This window comes from Bacteroides salyersiae WAL 10018 = DSM 18765 = JCM 12988, assembly GCF_000381365.1.
Taxonomy (GTDB): domain Bacteria; phylum Bacteroidota; class Bacteroidia; order Bacteroidales; family Bacteroidaceae; genus Bacteroides; species Bacteroides salyersiae.
The window spans coordinates 1,071,411-1,091,269 of record NZ_KB905466.1; the positions used below are offsets into that span (position 1 = coordinate 1,071,411).

The following is a 19,859-nucleotide window of genomic DNA, read 5'->3' on the forward strand; positions in this document are numbered from 1 at the left end:
TCTGATTGTAAACCATCGGCATACTTACGTGTAAAATTTAAATAATGGTCATGACCATAGGAAATAAATTGTAAACAAAATGATGAAAGCATTAACAAAAACTGAGTTCAACTTTCCGGGACAAAAAAGTGTGTACCACGGGAAAGTACGCGATGTGTACAACATCAATGGTGAAAAATTAGTCATGGTAGCTACCGACCGTATTTCGGCCTTTGATGTAGTACTGCCTGAAGGTATTCCGTATAAAGGACAAATGCTGAACCAGATTGCAGCCAAATTCCTCGACGCAACAACAGACATCTGTCCGAATTGGAAACTTGCTACCCCGGACCCAATGGTTACGGTAGGTGTGCTTTGCGAAGGTTTCCCGGTGGAAATGATTGTACGCGGTTACCTTTGTGGAAGTGCATGGCGCGCTTACAAAAGTGGCGTACGCGAAATATGCGGTGTGAAACTTCCGGACGGAATGCGTGAAAACGAGAAATTCCCGGAACCGATCGTGACTCCTACCACGAAAGCCGAAATGGGATTGCATGACGAAGATATCTCCAAAGAAGAGATTCTGAAACAAGGATTGGCTACTCCGGAAGAATATGCGATCCTTGAGAAATATACACTGGCCCTCTTCAAGCGCGGTACAGAAATCGCTGCTGAACGTGGATTGATTCTTGTAGATACAAAATATGAATTCGGCAAGCACAACGGTACTATTTACCTGATGGATGAAATCCATACACCGGATTCAAGCCGTTATTTCTATTCGGAAGGTTATCAGGAACGTTTCGAAAAAGGAGAAGCACAGAAACAACTCTCCAAAGAATTCGTACGCGAATGGTTGATGGATAACGGATTCCAGGGAAAAGACGGACAGAAAGTACCCGAAATGACACCGGAAATCGTACAAGGTATCAGCGACCGTTATATCGAACTTTTTGAAAACATCACCGGAGAAAAATTTGTGAAGGAAGATACGAGCAACATTGCCGCACGTATTGAAAAGAACGTAATGGATTTCCTGAAAAAATAATGAACTACCCACAAGAACATATCAAGCCTTACGGCACGGAGGGAAAAAAGAGCGAACAGGTGGAACAAATGTTCGACAACATCGCCCCGGCATATGACATGCTGAACCATACCCTGTCATTGGGTATTGACAAAAGCTGGCGACGCAAAGCGATCAAATGGTTGCGCCCTTTCCAACCGCAACGCATGATGGATGTAGCCACCGGCACAGGCGATTTTGCCATACTGGCCTACGACATGCTCCGTCCCGAACGACTGATAGGAACGGATATCTCTGAAGGCATGATGAATGTGGGACGTGAAAAAGTAAAAAGAGTGGGTCTCTCGGACAAAATCACCTTTGTCCGGGAAGACTGTACTTCTCTCTCGTTTGCCGACAATAGTTTTGACGCTGTCACCGTTGCCTTTGGCATCCGCAACTTTGAAGATCTGGACAAAGGGCTCTCAGAGATGTGCCGCGTGCTCATTCCCGGTGGTCATTTAGTGATATTGGAATTAACCACACCCGACCGTTTCCCGATGAAACAGTTGTTTGCCCTTTATTCCAAAATCGTCATTCCCGTTTTAGGCAAGCTATTTTCAAAAGACAACAATGCCTACCGCTATCTGCCGCAAACAATCAAAGTCTTCCCGCAGGGAGAGGTCATGACGAAAAGTATTGCGCAAGCAGGATTCAGCCGGGTAGAGTTCCGCCGGCTGACGTTTGGCATCTGTACACTTTATACGGCTACGAAATAATGAATAATGCACCAATATGCTAATATGCCAATATGCCAATTGGGCTGCGGCCTGTTTTTTTCGATCTGCGCAGCCCAATTGGCATATTGACATATTGACACATTAAATAATTATTATCAATATGCAGAAATATGGTTTAATCGGTTATCCGCTAAAACATTCGTTCTCTATCGGTTATTTCAACGAAAAATTCCATTCGGAAGGAATAGATGCGGAATACGTCAATTTCGAAATTCCAAGCATCAATGACTTTATGGAAGTTATTGAAGAAAATCCGAACTTATGCGGACTAAACGTTACGATACCCTACAAAGAACAGGTAATTCCATTTCTGGATTCATTAGATCCGGATACTGCCAAAATAGGTGCGGTAAACGTTATTAAGATTATTCGCCAGCCCAAAGGAAAGGTAAAATTAGTCGGCTACAATTCGGATATTATCGGTTTTACCCAATCGATACAACCATTATTATTGCCGTCACACAAAAAAGCTCTGATTTTAGGTACGGGCGGGGCTTCCAAAGCTGTTTTTCATGGGCTCAAAAATTTAGGAATCGAAGGGGTATTTGTTTCCCGTACACACAAGCCGGGAATGTTGACCTATGAAGAACTAACCCCGGAAATAATGACCGAATACACGGTGATTGTCAACTGTACGCCGGTAGGAATGTATCCGAAAGTCGATTTCTGCCCCGACATACCTTACGAACAACTTACACCAAACCATTTACTTTATGATTTGTTGTATAACCCAAACGTCACTCTTTTCATGAAAAAAGGGGAAGAGCGTGGCGCCATCACCAAAAACGGATTGGAAATGCTTCTCCTACAAGCATTCGCCGCATGGGAAATATGGAATAAATAACACAGAAGATGGAGAAAGGATTTAAAAGAGGCTGGATATTGGGAGGCATCATCTTACTGGTGATACTGACCGGTTGCATGATCGGAGGAAGTTATTATATGCTCAACTTCTCACTGACTCCGAATGCCAGGATACGTGCCAAAGATGCAGATTCCTATAGGTATCTATATGCCAATTATCCTTTTCTGCGCCCTTGGGTAGACAGTCTCAATCAAGTAAATGCCTTGAAAGACACTTTTATTTTGAACCCGGAAGGCATACGACTGCATGCCTACTATATTGCAGCTCCAAAACCTACCCCAAAAACAGCAGTCATTGTGCACGGTTATACTGACAATGCGATAAGCATGTTTATGATTGGATATCTGTATAGTCACGATTTACAGTTCAACATCCTTTTACCTGATTTACAGCATCATGGAGAAAGCGAAGGTCCTGCTATACAAATGGGATGGAAAGATCGTCTCGATGTAATGCAATGGATGCACGTAGCCAATCAGATTTACGGTGACAGTACCCGAATGGTAGTTCATGGCATCTCTATGGGAGGTGCTACCACCATGATGGTGGCCGGAGAAGAACAACCGGAATTCGTTAAATGCTTTGTGGAAGACTGCGGATATACCAGTGTATGGGACGAATTTTCACACGAACTGAAATTGGCTTTTCACTTGCCTAAATTCCCGCTGATGTACACAACAAGTTGGCTGTGCGAACAAAAGTACGGATGGAATTTCAAAGAAGCCTCTTCGCTAAAACAAGTTGAAAAGGCAGACCTTCCCATGTTCTTCATACATGGTGATAAAGACACCTACGTGCCAACCTGGATGGTTTACCCTCTCTACGAAGCTAAACCGGATCCCAAAGAATTATGGATCGTTCCGGGAGCAAAGCATGCCGTATCTTATAAAGAAAATAAAACAGAATATACCAACCGTGTAAAGAACTTCGTCGACAAGTATATCGAATAAAAGATAAAAGTAGCTATATTTGTGGACGATAACGAAAACTATTATGAAACAAATACTCACTTTTATACTGCTCACATTTCTCTGCCTGCCTTCGCAAGCGCAGGAAAAGATATATACCGTAGACAATATTCCGAAAGTACATCTGCAAAACAAACTCCGGTATGTGTGCAATCCAGCCGATATTTTGTCGCAGGCAGCCTGTGACAGCATCGACCGTATGCTCTATAATCTGGAAGAAAAAACCGGGATAGAAACAGTCGTTGCCGTAGTTCCTTCCATCGGACAAGAGGATTGCTTTGATTTCGCCCATCAACTGCTCAACCAATGGGGTGTAGGCAAAAAAGGGAAAAATAACGGTCTGGTAATTCTCTTGGTAACCGATCAACGTTGTATTCAGTTCTATACCGGATATGGGCTTGAAGGCGATTTGCCCGATGCCATCTGTAAACGGATACAAACAAAGAACATGATTCCATTCTTGAAAACAGGTAATTGGGATGCAGGAATGGTAAGCGGTATACGTGCCGTATGCCAGCGTCTGGACGGATCGATGGTAAATGACGCTGTCAACGACGAAGAAGATATTTCATGGTCGATGATCTTGTTGGCTGTCGTCGGTTTTATGGGAGTAGCATCTATTATCAGTATTATAGCAGTGAGAGCAGCCACTCGCTGTCCTCAATGCGGCAAGCACAAGTTGCAGCGCACCGGTAGCAGAGTCGTTTCCAAACGTAATGGAGTAAAAACAGAAGACATCACGTATACTTGCCGGAACTGCGGACATACTATAGTGCGCCGGCAGCAAACGTATGATGACGACTATCATGGACGTGGCGGCAGAGGTGGTGGAGGACCGTTCATCGGCGGTTTCGGTGGTGGAAGCTTCGGAGGCGGCGGTGGCTTCAGCGGTGGCAGTTTCGGAGGCGGTATGGGCGGAGGCGGTGGAGCCGGTTCACGTTTCTAAGTGCCTCCGATACGGAATGAAACGCCTCTGAAAACAAAAAGAAATGTCAGAAAAAACAAGACTATAAATAATAATTTAAAATAAGGGAATTATATACTTTATAACCTATAATTCATAATTGAGTAACCTTGGGAATTTTCTTGAGGTTATTTTTTTACAAAGTTATTAATAGAAACTTTTACAGATATGAATGAAACCATAATTAAAATCAAAATTTTAGATGATGGCAGTAATGATGCTACCATTATTGTGACAGGCGAACGAAACCGGACTTTTATGTTTGAAGAAGAATTTGCGTACGCGGATAAAGAAAAGCCTATTTTGAGATTGCATTATTTAAAGCAACGTGCTTTAAAATATCCGGAATTGTGTGGAAAACTAAGTATTGTTTGTATACGCAAAATATTAAACGGACTTTCTTTGAAAAGTAAGTCCGCAGGAATACCCGATTATAGAACGATTGAAAAACCCGCTGTTAATCAAAAGAAATGTGGTTATAAAGGCGGAAGTTGTAAAGATACAACGTGCGATGGAACTCAAAAGAAAGGGTGTCTATTAGACCAAGTGGCTAATATCAAAGTTAGCGATTGAGCCTACTCTTCAGTTCGTTAATCTGTTTTTCTAAATCATTTATTCTTTCCTCTAACAAATAACCAAGTTTTTGTATGGAATTAGGTACATTTTCAAAAGTAGTTACACCCATTGAGTTTCCACAAGTTTTACACTGTATAGAAACGAATGGATAATTACAATTATCAATATCTATATTTTGTAGAACAAATTTTGTTCCTTTACATTTTGGACATATCTGTGTCATAACTTACTGCCTTGATTCCTTGCAAAGATACAAATTTTTCCGTATATTTGCAACGTCCTGCGGGATAATTTATGGAAATAATTAGAAAGTGCCTCACAACTCTAAGAATCGCCAATTCAATCAAAGTACAAACGGGGCACAGAGAACAGCTCATATTAAGTGGGCTGCTCATCTGTGTGTTTGTACAAGCGTTTGGCGATGCTTTCGGGTTTACACGGGTGGCAGTCCACTTTCTATAAATAACATTGTTAACTTCTCTTATAGTCTGCCCGTAGAGAAAACTCGAAAAAATCGCCTATGGAAGTATTAGTAATTTTAATTGGTCTTTTGTTTGCGTTGGGAATTGCTATTGCGGCGGCTGCATTAGCATCCCGAAAAAATCGCAATCCTGTGAATTGGTTCTTTGTGTCTTGTTTTTGGGGTATTATAGGATTGATTGTATTAGCATGCTCTGAGAAATTAAACAAAGAAGAATATGAAAGTGACACGCTCGTTACAGTGATGTGGCTTATCTTACTTATACCGTTTTCGTTATTGATTATTTTATCATTATAACAATTGGGAAAGAAAATATTACGTAATGAGGGCAGGATTTTTTTTATTTCCTGCCTTTATTGTTCTTCTTAGGACGATAATTTATCATCAAGCTTACGGCTTCCTCAAAAGAAGTCGGTTTCTTATGCACTCTTTTGGGATTTTCGTCAGTATTCGATATTCGCTTCATATCGTTTACTGTCAATTCTTTCTTTTTATTCATTCCGTCAATGATTTGTAAGTGATATGATATTCTACGTTGCAAAGTAACAAATTAAATCGTTCCGTTTCATTCATTTTACGGGTATTGTAACGAAATACATATTCATTCATATATCTATGTAGGTGTTTACGACTCGTTTTATGATAGATGCCAATTATGCTTCTTTTTACCGTAGCCCAAAAACTTTCAATACTATTAGTATAAGAGTCACCATCAACATACTGTCCTTTACCGTGGTCTACAATATTGCGAACATAGATTCTACCTATCGTGTCATAACCACACCATTCATCGGTATATAACCTTGCGGAGCGTTTTACAGTTCTGAGAATAGGTACGGTAAGACTCCTTTTGGAAGTATCATTTATTACCCTACATACCACTTTGCCACCCCTTTCGAGCATTCCCAGCACTGGAGTCTTATCTTTGAAACTTCTTCCTTGAGAGTTCTTTATCTTTTTGTTAGCATGCCTATTTTTATTCTTGCCACCAACGAACGTTTCGTCCAGTTCTACTCCGCCATCTAACTTATGATCGTTCTCACAATAGAAGCATTCCCGAATACGATGTAACATATGCCAAGCCGTTTTCTGAGTTACTGAAATGTCTTTCGACAGTTGTATGGAAGATATTCCTTTCTTATGAGACGTTTCAAACCATATCGCCACAAACCACTTTATCAATGGCACTTTGCTCTTTTGAAATACCGTACCCGTTTTGACATTGAAGTTCAATCCTGTATTCTTACAACGGTATTTTCCGCCGCCATAGTTATATACCTTAGATGCTGGGTCATAGGGAGAAACTATGCCATTCTTCCATCTACATAATTCTAAATATTCAATACAAGATTGTTCCGTAGGAAACGCTTGTAATAAATCGAATAAAGATTTGAATTCAAAAGTATTCATACCCAAACTTAAACTGGTTTGGTGTGATTAACTTTGGTGATTTTTTGGTTGTTGGTGCAACTGTCTAAATAAGGCGGCTTTTTTAGATGTAAAAACAAGATAGTTTGCTGATTTACAAAGAAATGTAATTTAGAATAGACACGCGCTAAATGCAAAAAAATAACCTCAAGAAAATTCCCAAGGTTACTCAATTATGAATTATAGGTTATAAAGTATATAATTCCCTAAAATAAAAAGAAAATGAAGAAATCGATTATTATCATTATTGCCGTAGTGGCGGTTATCGTTATATGGGCTGTGAGCATGTACAATGGCCTGGTTACTATGGACGAAAGTGTAAACAGCCAGTGGGCAAATGTGGAAACACAATACCAACGCCGTGCCGACCTTATCCCTAATCTGGTAAATACAGTAAAAGGATATGCGTCTCATGAGAAAGAAACGCTGGAAGGAGTAGTGGAAGCTCGTAGCAAGGCAACTCAAATGCAGGTAAACGCCAATGACCTGACTCCGGAGAAACTGGCAGAGTATCAGAAAGCACAAGGTGCAGTCACTTCCGCTTTAGGTAAGTTACTCGCTATCACCGAAAATTACCCGGATTTAAAAGCCAACCAGAATTTCCTCGAGCTTCAAGCACAATTGGAAGGAACGGAAAACCGTATCAACGTAGCCCGCACCAACTTTAACAATGCCGCACAGGCCTACAATACAGCAATTCGCCGTTTTCCAAAAAGTCTCTTTGCATCTATGTTCGGTTTTGACAAACATGCCTATTTTGAAGCAGCCGAAGGTACCGAAACCGCTCCAACGGTAAGTTTTTAAATAAAACTCTTTCAGTCGAACTCATGCTAAAATGTTGGCTATACGGAAAAAAAACAGTACTTTTGCCGCCGTATACAAAACCCAATAACTCATGAGTAATCAACGATACATGATGCGAGGTGTCAGCGCATCAAAAGAGGATGTGCACAATGCCATCAAAAACATAGACAAAGGTATTTTTCCGCAAGCTTTTTGTAAAATCATTCCCGATATTTTGGGTGGAGATCCGGAGTATTGTAATATTATGCATGCCGATGGTGCCGGAACAAAATCATCTCTGGCCTACATGTATTGGAAAGAGACAGGTGACCTGTCCGTATGGAAAGGTATCGCACAGGATGCATTGATTATGAATATCGACGACCTGTTGTGTGTAGGTGCCGTAGACAATATTCTCGTATCATCTACTATCGGCCGTAATAAACTTCTTATTCCAGGTGAGGTTATCTCTGCCATTATCAACGGGACAGATGAATTATTGGCCGAACTTCGCGACATGGGAGTCGGTGTATACGCCACCGGAGGTGAAACAGCCGATGTAGGCGATCTTGTACGTACAATTATCGTAGACAGTACTGTGACCTGCCGTATGAAACGTGCAGATGTCATCGACAATGCCAATATCCGTCCGGGCGATGTGATTGTTGGTCTTGCTTCTTACGGACAAGCCACTTATGAAAAAGAATATAATGGCGGTATGGGAAGTAACGGACTGACCAGCGCCCGTCATGATGTATTTGCCAAATATCTGGCGGAAAAATATCCCGAAAGCTATGATGCAGCCGTTCCGGAAGAACTCGTTTACTCCGGCGGATTAAAATTGACGGATGAAGTAGAAGGTTCACCGATCAATGCGGGTAAGCTGGTACTCTCTCCCACCCGCACATATGCTCCGGTAGTAAAGAAACTGCTGGATGCGCTACGTCCCGATATCCACGGTATGGTACACTGTTCGGGCGGCGCCCAAACCAAAGTGCTGCATTTCGTAGACAAAGTACGTGTAGTAAAAGATAATCTTTTCCCCGTTCCTCCGTTGTTTAAGATCATCCAGGAACAGAGCGGCACAGACTGGGCGGAAATGTACAAGGTATTCAATATGGGACACCGTCTCGAAGTATACCTCTCACCCGAACATGCCGAAAAAGTGATTGCCATCAGCGAATCTTTCGGTATCCCCGCACAAATTGTAGGACGTATTGAAGAAAGCGATCAAAAAGAATTGATTATCAAAAGCGAATTCGGAGAATTTAAATATTAAATAATGTGCCAATAGGATAATGTGCCAATGTGCCAATTAGAGAATGAAAGAATGAAGAAATTAAAGAATTAAAAAATTCAGCAAATTATTCAGTTAACACATTCCACATTATTTTAGTGCAGCCAATTGGCATATCGGCACATTAGCACATTGGCACATTATTTTATGGCACATTGTCCTTAATCAAATTAATAATTTTCATGGCAGATAGTAACAATATATTAGAAAAATTAGATGGTCTTGTGGCTCGTTTTGAGGAAGTTTCTACCCTCATTACCGACCCGGCAGTGATTGCCGACCAAAAACGTTACGTCAAACTAACCAAAGAATATAAAGAACTTGACGACCTGATGAAGGCCCGCAAGGAATACATACAAACATTGGCCAACATCGAAGAAGCCAAAGACATACTTGCCAACGAATCGGATGCCGACATGCGTGAAATGGCAAAAGAAGAATTGGACAATAGTCAAGAGCGCCTCCCCGAACTGGAAGAAGAGATAAAAATCTTGCTTGTACCGGCAGATCCACAGGACAGCAAAAATGCCATTCTTGAAATACGTGGTGGTACGGGTGGCGATGAAGCTGCTATCTTCGCCGGTGATCTTTTCCGCATGTATGTTAAGTTCTGTGAGTCTAAAGGCTGGAAACTGGAAGTATCCAGTGCAAATGAGGGAGCAGCCGGCGGGTACAAAGAAATTATTTGTAGTATCACAGGAGATAACGTATATGGAACAATGAAATATGAATCGGGAGTACATCGTGTACAACGTGTACCTGCCACTGAAACACAGGGACGTGTGCATACTTCCGCCGCTTCCGTAGCCGTACTTCCCGAAGCGGAAGAGTTCGATGTTGTGATCAATGAGGGAGAAATAAAATGGGATACGTTTCGTTCCGGTGGTGCCGGTGGTCAGAATGTGAATAAAGTAGAATCGGGGGTTCGCCTACGCTACATCTGGAAAAACCCGAATACGGGTATTTCCGAAGAAATCCTTATTGAATGTACGGAAACCCGTGACCAACCGAAAAATAAAGAACGTGCTCTCGCGCGTCTGCGTACCTTTATCTATGACAAAGAGCACCAAAAGTACATTGACGACATTGCTTCCAAACGCAAAACAATGGTTTCTACCGGCGACCGTTCTGCTAAAATCCGTACTTACAACTATCCGCAAGGACGCATTACCGATCACCGAATCAATTACACAATCTATAACCTTGCCGCATTCATGGACGGAGATATCCAAGAATGTATAGACAAGTTGACGGTAGCCGAAAATACGGAACGCCTCAAAGAGAGCGAACTATAAAAAAGGGAGAACTCAAAAGAGAGAAGGGAGAATTGAGAGAAGGGAGAATTGAGAGGGGAGAAGGAAAGAAGAGAGAGAATTTTCAACCGTAAAATTGTAAATCGTAAATATAAAAGATGAATAAACAAGAATTATTTGAGAATATCAAACGCAAAAAATCATTCCTTTGCGTTGGGCTTGATACAGACATCAAAAAAATACCGGATCATCTCTTGGATGAAGCCGATCCGATCTTCGCTTTCAACAAAGCAATTATTGACGCAACTGCCGATCTTTGTATCGCCTACAAACCGAATTTGGCATTCTACGAAAGTATGGGTGTAAAAGGCTGGATCGCTTTTGAAAAAACAGTGAAGTATATCAAAGAAAATTATCCCGACCAGTTTATCATTGCCGATGCAAAACGCGGTGACATTGGAAACACATCTGCAATGTATGCCCGTATCTTCTTTGAGGAACTGAACATAGACTCGGTTACCGTTGCTCCATACATGGGTGAGGACAGCGTTACACCATTTCTGACCTATGAGGGTAAATGGGTAATTCTTCTTGCTCTCACCAGCAACAAAGGTTCACACGATTTCCAATTGACAGAAGATATTAATGGAGAGCGTCTTTTCGAAAAAGTATTGCGGAAATCACAAGAATGGGCCGGTGATGAACAAATGATGTATGTAGTAGGTGCTACCCAGGGGCGTGCCTTTGAAGATATCCGTAAAATTGTTCCTAACCATTTCCTTCTTGTACCCGGTGTAGGTGCGCAAGGCGGCTCACTTGAAGAAGTGTGCAAATATGGTATGAACGATACTTGCGGATTAATCGTAAACTCTTCCCGTGGAATTATTTATGCAGACAAAACCGAAAACTTTGCACAAGCAGCCAGAAAAGCCGCACAAGAAGTACAGGAGCAAATGGCAGAAGAGCTGAAAAAAGTGATTAACGATTAGTCATCACCAATCACTTACCACTAATTACATGGCTTACGAAAGAAAGATAATAAACGATCCGGTATTCGGATTCATCAACATACCGAAGGGATTGTTGTATGACATCGTACGACACCCCCTTTTACAACGATTAACCCGTATCAAACAAGTAGGATTGTCATCGGTAGTATATCCCGGAGCACAGCATACCCGTTTTCAACATTCATTGGGAGCTTTCCACCTGATGAGCGAAGCCATTATGCAACTTGCTTCTAAAGGAAACTTCATTTTCGACAGTGAAGCAGAAGCTGTACAGGCGGCAATCCTGTTACATGATATCGGACACGGTCCTTTCTCACATGTACTTGAGGACACGATTGTAAAAGGCATATCGCACGAGGAAATTTCCCTTATGCTGATGGAACGTATGAATAAGGAGATGAACGGACAACTCAGCCTTGCGATACAAATATTCAAGGATGAATATCCCAAACGCTTCCTTCATCAACTCGTAAGTGGACAGTTAGACATGGACCGTCTCGACTATTTACGCCGGGACAGCTTTTATACAGGAGTCACAGAAGGTAATATCGGATCTGCCCGTATCATAAAAATGCTCGATGTAGCGGATGATCATCTGGTGGTAGAGTCCAAAGGTATCTATTCTATCGAAAACTTTCTTACGGCCCGTCGGTTGATGTATTGGCAAGTATATCTGCACAAAACATCGGTAGCCTATGAGCGGATGCTCATCAGCACTTTGCTACGGGCAAAAGAGCTTGCCCGTAAAGGAGTGGAGCTATTCGCTTCACCGGCGCTTCATTTCTTCCTGTACAATGATATCGATCCGGAGAAGTTTCATAGTAATCCCGAATGTCTGGAGAATTTCATCCAGTTGGACGATAACGATATATGGACTTCGCTTAAGGTATGGAGTACCCATCCGGACAAAGTGCTCTCTACGCTCAGCCTCGGAATGATCAATCGCAATATCTTTAAAGTGGAAATATCTTCCGAACCCATTAGTGAAGAAAGGAAGAAAGAATTAACTTTGCAAATAAGCCGGCAATTAGGCATCACACTTTCCGAAGCGAACTATTTTGTTTCTACCCCCAGCATCGAAAAGAATATGTACGAACCGGCAGATGATAGTATTGACATTATCTATAAGGACGGCACAATCAAAAATATTGCCGAAGCATCGGATATGTTAAACATCTCGTTGCTCTCCAAAAAGGTAAAGAAATACTATATCTGCTACCAACGTTTGCATATACAAGTATAAAATATTCATTAAAGAGTAAGGATATATAAAAAAAAAGTCCGTTATTTGTGCTCTGATAGAGGTGCGCATACAAAAGCAGCCCTTATCGGACATATAAAAAACGGAAAAAAATCATATAATAATAGAGTAAAAACATGGAGTTTTCGGCTAAGCAAATTGCAGCATTTATCCAAGGAGAAGTTATAGGAGATGAAAACGCAACTGTACATACGTTCGCTAAAATAGAAGAAGGAATACCAGGAGCAATTTCATTCCTTTCCAATCCGAAGTATACACCTTATATATATGAAAGCCAATCCAGTATCATACTGGTAAATAAGGATTTTGAGCCGGAACATGAAATAAAGGCTACTTTAATAAAGGTAGACAATGCCTATGAAAGCCTCGCCAAATTAATGAATCTCTACGAAATGAGTAAACCTAAAAAACAAGGTATCGACTCATTGGCATTCGTCTCTCCCACTGCACATATCGGTGAAAATGTATACGTCGGTGCTTTTGCCTACATCGGAGAAAACACCGTTATCGGAGATAATACCCTCGTCTATCCGCACACTTATGTAGGAGATAATGTGAAGATCGGCAGTAACTGCCTTCTTTATTCTAACGTAACCATCTATCACGACTGTCATATAGGTAATGAATGTGTCTTACATTCAGGTGCAGTAATCGGAGCAGACGGTTTTGGCTTCGCACCGACTCCTCAAGGTTACGAAAAGATTCCCCAAATCGGCATTGTTATCCTTGAAGACAGAATAGACATTGGTGCCAACACTTGTGTTGACCGTGCAACGATGGGAGCTACAATCGTTCACAGTGGTGTTAAGCTGGATAATCTTGTTCAAGTAGCACACAATGATGAAATAGGTTCACATACGGTCATGGCAGCCCAGGTAGGAATTGCCGGTTCTACTAAAATAGGAGAATGGTGTATGTTCGGTGGGCAAGTAGGTATCGCCGGCCATATCAAAATCGGTGATAAAGTGAATCTCGGAGCACAATCCGGTGTACCGGGCAGTATTAAATCCGAAAGCCAGTTAATTGGTACTCCTCCGATGGAACCGAAGCAGTATTTCAAAGCAGCCGTCGTACATAAAAACTTACCTGAACTACAACAAGAACTGCGTAATCTACGCAAAGAACTTGAAGAATTAAAACAACAACTAATAAATAAGTAACCAATGCTGAAACAAAAAACTCTGAAGGATAGCTTTTCACTGAGAGGAAAAGGTCTTCACACTGGTCTTGATCTGACAGTAACGTTTAACCCTGCGCCCGAAAACCACGGATATAAAATTCAGCGTATCGATGTGGAAGGACATCCGGTCATCGATGCTGTGGCAGACAACGTGACAGAGACGACACGTGGTACTGTGTTAGCCAAAAATGGAGTAAAAGTAAGCACCGTTGAACATGGAATGGCAGCTCTTTATGCCTTAGGCATAGATAATTGTCTTATTCAAGTAAACGGTCCGGAGTTTCCTATTCTGGACGGTAGTGCACAATATTACGTACAAGAGATAGAAAAGGTCGGCATAGAAGAGCAAAATGCTGTCAAGGACTTTTATATAATCAAATCAAAAATCGAATTCCGCGACGAGGAGACTGGTTCGTCTATCATTGTATTGCCGGACGAAAATTTCAGTCTGAACGTATTGGTATCCTACGATTCTACTATCATCCCTAACCAGTTCGCAACACTGGAAGATATGAATAATTTTAAAGAGGAAGTAGCTGCCAGCCGTACATTCGTATTTGTCCGTGAAATTGAACCGTTACTATCAGCCGGACTGATCAAAGGAGGTGACTTAGACAATGCCATCGTTATCTATGAACGTAAAATGTCTCAAGAGAGTTACGATCAGTTGGCAGATGTCATGGGAGTTCCCCACATGGATGCCAACCAATTGGGGTATATTAATCACAAACCATTGGTATGGCCTAATGAATGCGCCCGTCACAAATTACTCGATGTCATCGGTGACCTTGCCCTTATCGGCAAACCCATCAAAGGCCGCATCATTGCAACTCGTCCGGGACATACGATCAACAACAAGTTTGCCCGTCAGATGCGCAAAGAAATCCGTTTGCACGAAATACAGGCTCCCATATACAACTGCAATGAAGCGCCTATCATGGATGTAAACCGCATCCGCGAACTGCTTCCTCACCGGTATCCATTCCAGTTGGTAGATAAAGTGATTGAAATTGGTGCCAACTATATTGTAGGAATCAAGAATGTCACTTCCAATGAACCCTTCTTCCAAGGTCACTTCCCCGAGGAACCGGTAATGCCCGGTGTACTTCAGATAGAAGCAATGGCACAGATCGGAGGATTGCTCGTGCTCAATTCAGTAGACGAACCTAACCGCTATTCTACTTATTTCATGAAAATAGACGGTGTGAAATTCCGCCAAAAAGTAGTACCGGGAGATACCCTTATCTTTCGGGTAGAACTGTTAGCTCCTATTCGGCGAGGCATATCCACTATGAAAGGTTACGCTTTCGTAGGTGAAAAGGTAGTATGTGAAGCGGAATTTATGGCTCAAATAGTAAAAAACAAATAAATTATGATAAGTCCCTTAGCGTATATTCACCCTGAAGCAAAAATCGGGGAAAACGTAGAGATCGGTCCTTTCGTTTACATCGATAAAAATGTGGTGATCGGCGATAATAACAAAATTATGCCCAATGCCAATATTTTATACGGTTCGCGTATCGGTAACGGAAATACTATTTTCCCGGGTGCCGTTATCGGTGCTATTCCACAAGATCTCAAATTTCGTGGAGAAGAAAGTACTGCCGAAATCGGAGACAATAACCTCATTCGCGAGAATGTAACCATCAACCGTGGTACGGCAGCCAAAGGAAAAACCATCGTTGGCAATAATAATCTTCTGATGGAAGGAGTGCATGTAGCCCACGACGCTATCATTGGCAACGGCTGTATTATCGGAAACTCTACTAAAATGGCGGGAGAAATTATCATCGACGATAATGCCATCATCAGTGGCGCCGTATTAATGCACCAATTTTGCCACGTAGGCGGATATGTTATGATTCAAGGCGGATCACGTTTTAGTAAAGACATTCCCCCTTATATTATTGCCGGACGCGAACCCATTACTTACAGTGGTATCAACATCATCGGTCTCCGTCGCCGTGGATTCTCCAATGAAGTAATTGAAAACATTCATAATGCTTACCGCATTATCTACCAAAGCGGATTAAATATTTCCGATGCTCTTACAAAAGTGGAAGCAGAAGTAGAGACGAGCCCGGAAATAGAATATATTATCAGTTTTATACGCAACTCGGAGCGAGGAATTATTAAATAACAAATCTGTCTATTGGCATATTATATATATTGAAAATTTAAAACATTATCATTATGATATACAGATTTACCATCATATCTGATGAGGTGGATAATTTCGTCAGAGAAATACAAATTGATCCGGAAGCCACTTTTTATGACTTCCATGAAGCGATATTGAAATCGACAGGGTATACCAACGATCAGATGACCTCATTTTTCCTTTGTGACGATGACTGGGAAAAGGAGAAAGAGATTACATTGGAAGAGATGGATAATAGTCCGGAAATAGACAGTTGGGTAATGAAAGATACGACCCTCAGCGAACTGATTGAGGATGAAAAGCAGAAACTGCTCTATGTATTTGATTACATGACAGAACGTTGTTTCTTCATAGAACTGTCTGAAATCATCACAGGAAAAGAGATGAAAGGCTCTAAATGCACAAAGAAAACCGGAGATGCCCCCAAACAGACCATGGATTTTGAAGAAATGGCTGCTGCCAGTGGTTCATTGGATTTGGATGAAAATTTCTACGGAGACCAGGATTTCGACCTTGAGGACTTTGATGCCGAAGGTTTTGATATAGGTGGCGGTACACCTGATGCAGGATCTTTTGAAGAAGAGAAATTATAAGCCCCAATAATATCGGATTTACGATTAGACGATTTACTATTTACGATTGGAAGTACTACTCTTCCAAGTGGCCAATCCTCTAATCGTAAACCGAATTATATGCCCAAACCCTAATGGGGTTTTCTCTCCCCAATCTTGTAATCATCCATCACCTCCCCTTACGGAGACATCAATAAAGCAAGATTCTTCAATCGTTTAATTGTAAATTATCTAATCGTAAATCCTTTTATGCCCTCTCCTACCCTTATCGTCCTTATTGGCCCTACCGGAGTTGGAAAGACAGAGTTAAGCCTCCGGTTAGCGGAACATTTTCATACAAGCATTGTTTCTGCCGATTCCAGACAGATCTATGCAGACCTTAAAATAGGTACTGCCGCCCCTACCCCGGAACAATTGAAACGGGTACCTCATTATTTGGTAGGTACACTAAAACTCACTGATTATTATAGTGCTGCGCGTTACGAGGAGGAAGCAATGACCATCCTCGAAAGGCTATTTCAAGAACATGAAGTAGTCATTCTCACAGGAGGGTCGATGATGTATGTGGATGCCATATGCAAAGGTATTGACGATATTCCTACCGTAGATACAGAGACACGGGAGATGATGCTGCAAAGATATGAAGCGGAGGGACTTGAGAATCTCTGCTCCGAACTGAAACTGCTCGATCCGGAATATTACAAAATTGTCGATTTAAAGAATCCCAAACGAGTCATCCATGCCCTCGAAATTTGTTATATGACAGGGAAGACCTATACTTCTTTCCGGACACAAAAAAGAAAAGAACGCCCTTTCCGCATTATAAAAATAGGATTGACACGTGACCGGGCCGAACTTTACAATCGCATCAACCACCGGGTAGATGTAATGATGGAAGAAGGGTTGCTTGAGGAGGTCCGGAATGTATATCCCTATCGCCCGCTTAACTCACTCAATACAGTAGGCTACAAAGAAATCTTCAATTATCTGGACGGAACTTGGGAACTCCCTTTTGCCATTGAGAAGATAAAACAGAACTCACGTATCTATTCGCGTAAACAGATGACCTGGTTCAAACGGGACGAAGAGATACAGTGGTTTCACCCTGATCAGGAAAAAGAGATCATGCAAGTACTACAAAATATGGGATATCATTAAAGAAACGACAACTCACCGATCAAGTCACAAATCACCGGTAGAAAGTTCTACCTGTATTTTTGTACCTTTTCCCGGAGCAGTATCTATTCTTAATTGTCCTTTCAGATTGCGGACTCGCTCTCTAATGATATTCATACCAATACCTGTGCCTTTGCGTTCTTTATCAAAACCTTTCCCGTTATCAGCAACCATAATCTCTATTCTGTTCTCATTCCATAATAAGCTTATGTCTATCCGGCTGGCTTCCGCATGTTTCAACGCATTTCCGGTGACCTCCTGTATGATGCGATAAATCTCCAATCCTGTATTTTGCGGTATGTTTTCCCATCCTTCTTCCGGTTGAATCGATAATGTGATTTCTGTCTTGCCCGGTTTATCGCGTTGCGATACATAATCCTCCAATATTTCCGGTAGGGTGGCATACTTAAACACAGGCGGCATCAGATCATGCGAAATAGCCCGTACTTCCGTATGCAATGTTTTAAGAGTATTCATTATTTCTTGAGGCGTACTTTTACCTCCCTCTATCTCCATACGGATAGCCACCAATTCATTCGATACATTATCATGGAGTTCACGGGCAAGACGATTACGTTCTACCTCCAATCCTTCCAGATAAGACTGCACCCTACGTTGCCGCGCCTCGTTCACCATAACTTGAAATTCATTTTCTTTTTCTTCCAATTTGGCTTTCTGAAGTTCTATAGTCAGATCAGCCTCCTGTTGTTTCAAATCGGCAATCTGTAACAGATGAGCATTCAACCTCTGACGCGAACGGTAACGAACGGCTAACAGGAAAATAACAACCAATGCCAGTACCATCATCCCTATCACAAGTTGGTTGATACGTGCACGCTGTTCACTAAGTACGGTAAGCTGCTTTACGTTGCGTTCGGCCTGATCCAGATTGTACTTCACGCGAAGTGTGTTTATCTCTCTTCGCGTATTTTGTTCATACAGCCGTCTGGAAAACAGCATGGATTGGCGTTCGGCTTCCAACGCTTTATCATAAAGTTTCTGTTCCTCATATACTTTGGCAAGTATCAAATAGCTGGAAACAATGGATTCATCATAATTTATCTGTTTTTCTTCACTTAACGATTCCAGTTGTTCCAACGCAGTCCGAAGACTGTTTTCTGCCTGTGAATAATCTCCTAAATAATAAGAGATCATTCCCGAAATATATAAGATACGCGCATCCGAATCGAACTGTTTCGGATTCATCAATTTCCGCCCTGTCTCAAAGCAGTTTCTCGCTTCCTGAATCTTTCCCTGAAAGCAATAAATGAGTGCCTGACTAAGATAATTATCCGATATCTGATGACCTACATCATATGGATTATCCGTCGTATTGTATACATCAAACGCTAAATTATTGTACATGGCAGCCGAATCGAGGTAAGCAACATCTTTCGTATTCGCATAATGTACATAATAATATTGAGCCTGCACGGATAATTTCAAAATCTGCTGAACCGGAAAGTCAACCGGAGTCTGCTCCAAGTCTTTCATCAGTTCGGCTAATCCCTTTTCATCCTGCCACAAAACATAAATGACAGACAAATTATAGAACACATCCGTCAAGATACCCGGTTTATGTTCATTCCTATTAAAGTATTCTGCAGCTTTATAATAATTCTTTTGAGCTTCTACAAAATCAGTCAGTGTCACGTGATAAACCCCTGCCGCATAATACATCATTCCGGCAATATTATTGTTAGAAAAAGTCCCTTCATAAACAAAGGCGCTATCCAGATAGTTCTTAGCAGCTTCCATATGACTTAGCTGAGTCTCCGACAAAGAAATAATGGAATACAAACGAGTAATAACCGCTTTATCCTCCCATTCTTTCGCTTCGGGTACTAACTGTTTCAAAACTCCGATCTGATGTTCCCGTGAAAGATTCTCTATATTCCCGGTCATGTAATAACGCTCCATCAAGGGGATAGATTTATTTTTCATTACCGACAAGATTGAATCATACTGCTGTGTTTCATCATTTTGTGCAGCAACTGCAAAAGAGGAAAGCAGAAATAGAAAAAGGAATATAAATTTTTGCATAATATTAAAATTCGTTTGCCTTGCAAAGAAATGTATTTTCTATAAATATTCCTAAA

At 41.5% G+C, this 19,859-nt stretch carries 20 protein-coding genes; 17 read left to right on the forward strand and 3 right to left on the reverse strand.

Going from position 1 to position 19,859, the window contains the following annotated elements:
• Window positions 1-82 precede the first annotated feature (82 nt).
• The 7 genes from HMPREF1532_RS04275 to HMPREF1532_RS04310 all read left to right on the forward strand — a co-directional run bounded on the left by HMPREF1532_RS04275 (window position 83) and on the right by HMPREF1532_RS04310 (window position 5,936).
• Window positions 83-1,027 (forward strand): phosphoribosylaminoimidazolesuccinocarboxamide synthase, encoded by a 945-nt coding sequence (locus HMPREF1532_RS04275; RefSeq protein ID WP_025819098.1) that lies wholly within the window; start codon window positions 83-85, stop codon window positions 1,025-1,027.
• Window positions 1,027-1,764, forward strand: coding sequence for a bifunctional demethylmenaquinone methyltransferase/2-methoxy-6-polyprenyl-1,4-benzoquinol methylase UbiE (gene ubiE / locus HMPREF1532_RS04280; protein ID WP_005925312.1), 738 nt, complete (start codon window positions 1,027-1,029; stop codon window positions 1,762-1,764). The genes HMPREF1532_RS04275 and ubiE overlap by 1 nt, the downstream gene beginning before the upstream one ends.
• A 121-nt stretch (window positions 1,765-1,885) precedes the next feature.
• Entirely contained in the window at window positions 1,886-2,629 is a 744-nt protein-coding gene (locus HMPREF1532_RS04285; protein ID WP_005925314.1) for a shikimate dehydrogenase family protein, read from the forward strand.
• Window positions 2,630-2,637: 8 nt separating this feature from the next.
• On the forward strand, window positions 2,638-3,600 hold the full coding sequence (locus tag HMPREF1532_RS04290; protein ID WP_005925316.1) for an alpha/beta hydrolase: 963 nt from the start codon (window positions 2,638-2,640) through the stop codon (window positions 3,598-3,600).
• A 43-nt stretch (window positions 3,601-3,643) separates the two neighbouring features.
• The gene (locus HMPREF1532_RS04295) at window positions 3,644-4,564 is read left to right on the forward strand and encodes a TPM domain-containing protein (protein WP_044097416.1); all 921 of its coding nucleotides are present in this window, start codon (window positions 3,644-3,646) and stop codon (window positions 4,562-4,564) included.
• Between the two features lie 186 nt (window positions 4,565-4,750).
• Window positions 4,751-5,155, forward strand: a complete 405-nt coding sequence (locus tag HMPREF1532_RS04300; protein WP_005925320.1) for a hypothetical protein — start codon at window positions 4,751-4,753, stop codon at window positions 5,153-5,155.
• A gap of 523 nt (window positions 5,156-5,678) precedes the next feature.
• Window positions 5,679-5,936, forward strand: a complete 258-nt coding sequence (locus HMPREF1532_RS04310) for a hypothetical protein (protein WP_005925324.1) — start codon at window positions 5,679-5,681, stop codon at window positions 5,934-5,936.
• Between the two features lie 43 nt (window positions 5,937-5,979).
• Here HMPREF1532_RS04310 and HMPREF1532_RS21475 read toward each other — a convergent pair whose 3' ends face one another.
• Entirely contained in the window at window positions 5,980-6,138 is a 159-nt protein-coding gene (locus HMPREF1532_RS21475; protein WP_005925326.1) for a hypothetical protein, read from the reverse strand.
• On the reverse strand, window positions 6,135-7,049 hold the full coding sequence (locus HMPREF1532_RS04315) for an IS1595 family transposase (RefSeq protein ID WP_005925328.1): 915 nt from the start codon (window positions 7,047-7,049) through the stop codon (window positions 6,135-6,137). The genes HMPREF1532_RS21475 and HMPREF1532_RS04315 overlap by 4 nt, the downstream gene beginning before the upstream one ends.
• Before the next feature lie 240 nt (window positions 7,050-7,289).
• On the opposite strand from HMPREF1532_RS04315, the gene HMPREF1532_RS04320 reads away from it, so the two are divergent.
• The 10 genes from HMPREF1532_RS04320 (at window position 7,290) to miaA (ending at window position 17,742) form a co-directional block, all read left to right on the forward strand.
• Window positions 7,290-7,871: a LemA family protein gene (locus HMPREF1532_RS04320; protein ID WP_005925330.1), complete on the forward strand. Its 582-nt coding sequence runs from the start codon at window positions 7,290-7,292 to the stop codon at window positions 7,869-7,871.
• A 91-nt stretch (window positions 7,872-7,962) separates the two neighbouring features.
• Window positions 7,963-9,129: an AIR synthase related protein gene (locus HMPREF1532_RS04325; protein WP_005925332.1), complete on the forward strand. Its 1,167-nt coding sequence runs from the start codon at window positions 7,963-7,965 to the stop codon at window positions 9,127-9,129.
• Between the two features lie 200 nt (window positions 9,130-9,329).
• Window positions 9,330-10,442 (forward strand): peptide chain release factor 1, encoded by a 1,113-nt coding sequence (prfA, locus tag HMPREF1532_RS04330; protein ID WP_005925335.1) that lies wholly within the window; start codon window positions 9,330-9,332, stop codon window positions 10,440-10,442.
• A 116-nt stretch (window positions 10,443-10,558) separates the two neighbouring features.
• Window positions 10,559-11,389: an orotidine-5'-phosphate decarboxylase gene (gene pyrF / locus HMPREF1532_RS04335; protein WP_005925338.1), complete on the forward strand. Its 831-nt coding sequence runs from the start codon at window positions 10,559-10,561 to the stop codon at window positions 11,387-11,389.
• Between the two features lie 28 nt (window positions 11,390-11,417).
• Entirely contained in the window at window positions 11,418-12,653 is a 1,236-nt protein-coding gene (locus HMPREF1532_RS04340; protein WP_005925341.1) for an HD domain-containing protein, read from the forward strand.
• Between the two features lie 134 nt (window positions 12,654-12,787).
• Window positions 12,788-13,831, forward strand: coding sequence for a UDP-3-O-(3-hydroxymyristoyl)glucosamine N-acyltransferase (lpxD, locus tag HMPREF1532_RS04345; RefSeq protein ID WP_005925344.1), 1,044 nt, complete (start codon window positions 12,788-12,790; stop codon window positions 13,829-13,831).
• A 3-nt stretch (window positions 13,832-13,834) separates the two neighbouring features.
• Window positions 13,835-15,220 carry a bifunctional UDP-3-O-[3-hydroxymyristoyl] N-acetylglucosamine deacetylase/3-hydroxyacyl-ACP dehydratase gene (locus HMPREF1532_RS04350; protein WP_005925347.1) on the forward strand — a complete coding sequence of 462 codons (1,386 nt, stop codon included), beginning with the start codon at window positions 13,835-13,837 and terminating at the stop codon, window positions 15,218-15,220.
• 3 nt (window positions 15,221-15,223) lie between these two features.
• The gene (lpxA, locus tag HMPREF1532_RS04355) at window positions 15,224-15,991 is read left to right on the forward strand and encodes an acyl-ACP--UDP-N-acetylglucosamine O-acyltransferase (RefSeq protein WP_005925350.1); all 768 of its coding nucleotides are present in this window, start codon (window positions 15,224-15,226) and stop codon (window positions 15,989-15,991) included.
• Between the two features lie 53 nt (window positions 15,992-16,044).
• Window positions 16,045-16,605, forward strand: coding sequence for an IS1096 element passenger TnpR family protein (locus tag HMPREF1532_RS04360; RefSeq protein WP_005925353.1), 561 nt, complete (start codon window positions 16,045-16,047; stop codon window positions 16,603-16,605).
• 228 nt (window positions 16,606-16,833) lie between these two features.
• The gene (miaA, locus tag HMPREF1532_RS04365; RefSeq protein ID WP_005925356.1) at window positions 16,834-17,742 is read left to right on the forward strand and encodes a tRNA (adenosine(37)-N6)-dimethylallyltransferase MiaA; all 909 of its coding nucleotides are present in this window, start codon (window positions 16,834-16,836) and stop codon (window positions 17,740-17,742) included.
• A gap of 24 nt (window positions 17,743-17,766) precedes the next feature.
• On the opposite strand, the gene HMPREF1532_RS04370 is transcribed toward miaA, so the two are convergent.
• A complete protein-coding gene (locus tag HMPREF1532_RS04370) occupies window positions 17,767-19,803 on the reverse strand; it encodes a tetratricopeptide repeat-containing sensor histidine kinase (protein WP_005925359.1) in 2,037 nt (678 codons plus the stop codon).
• Window positions 19,804-19,859 lie beyond the last annotated feature (56 nt).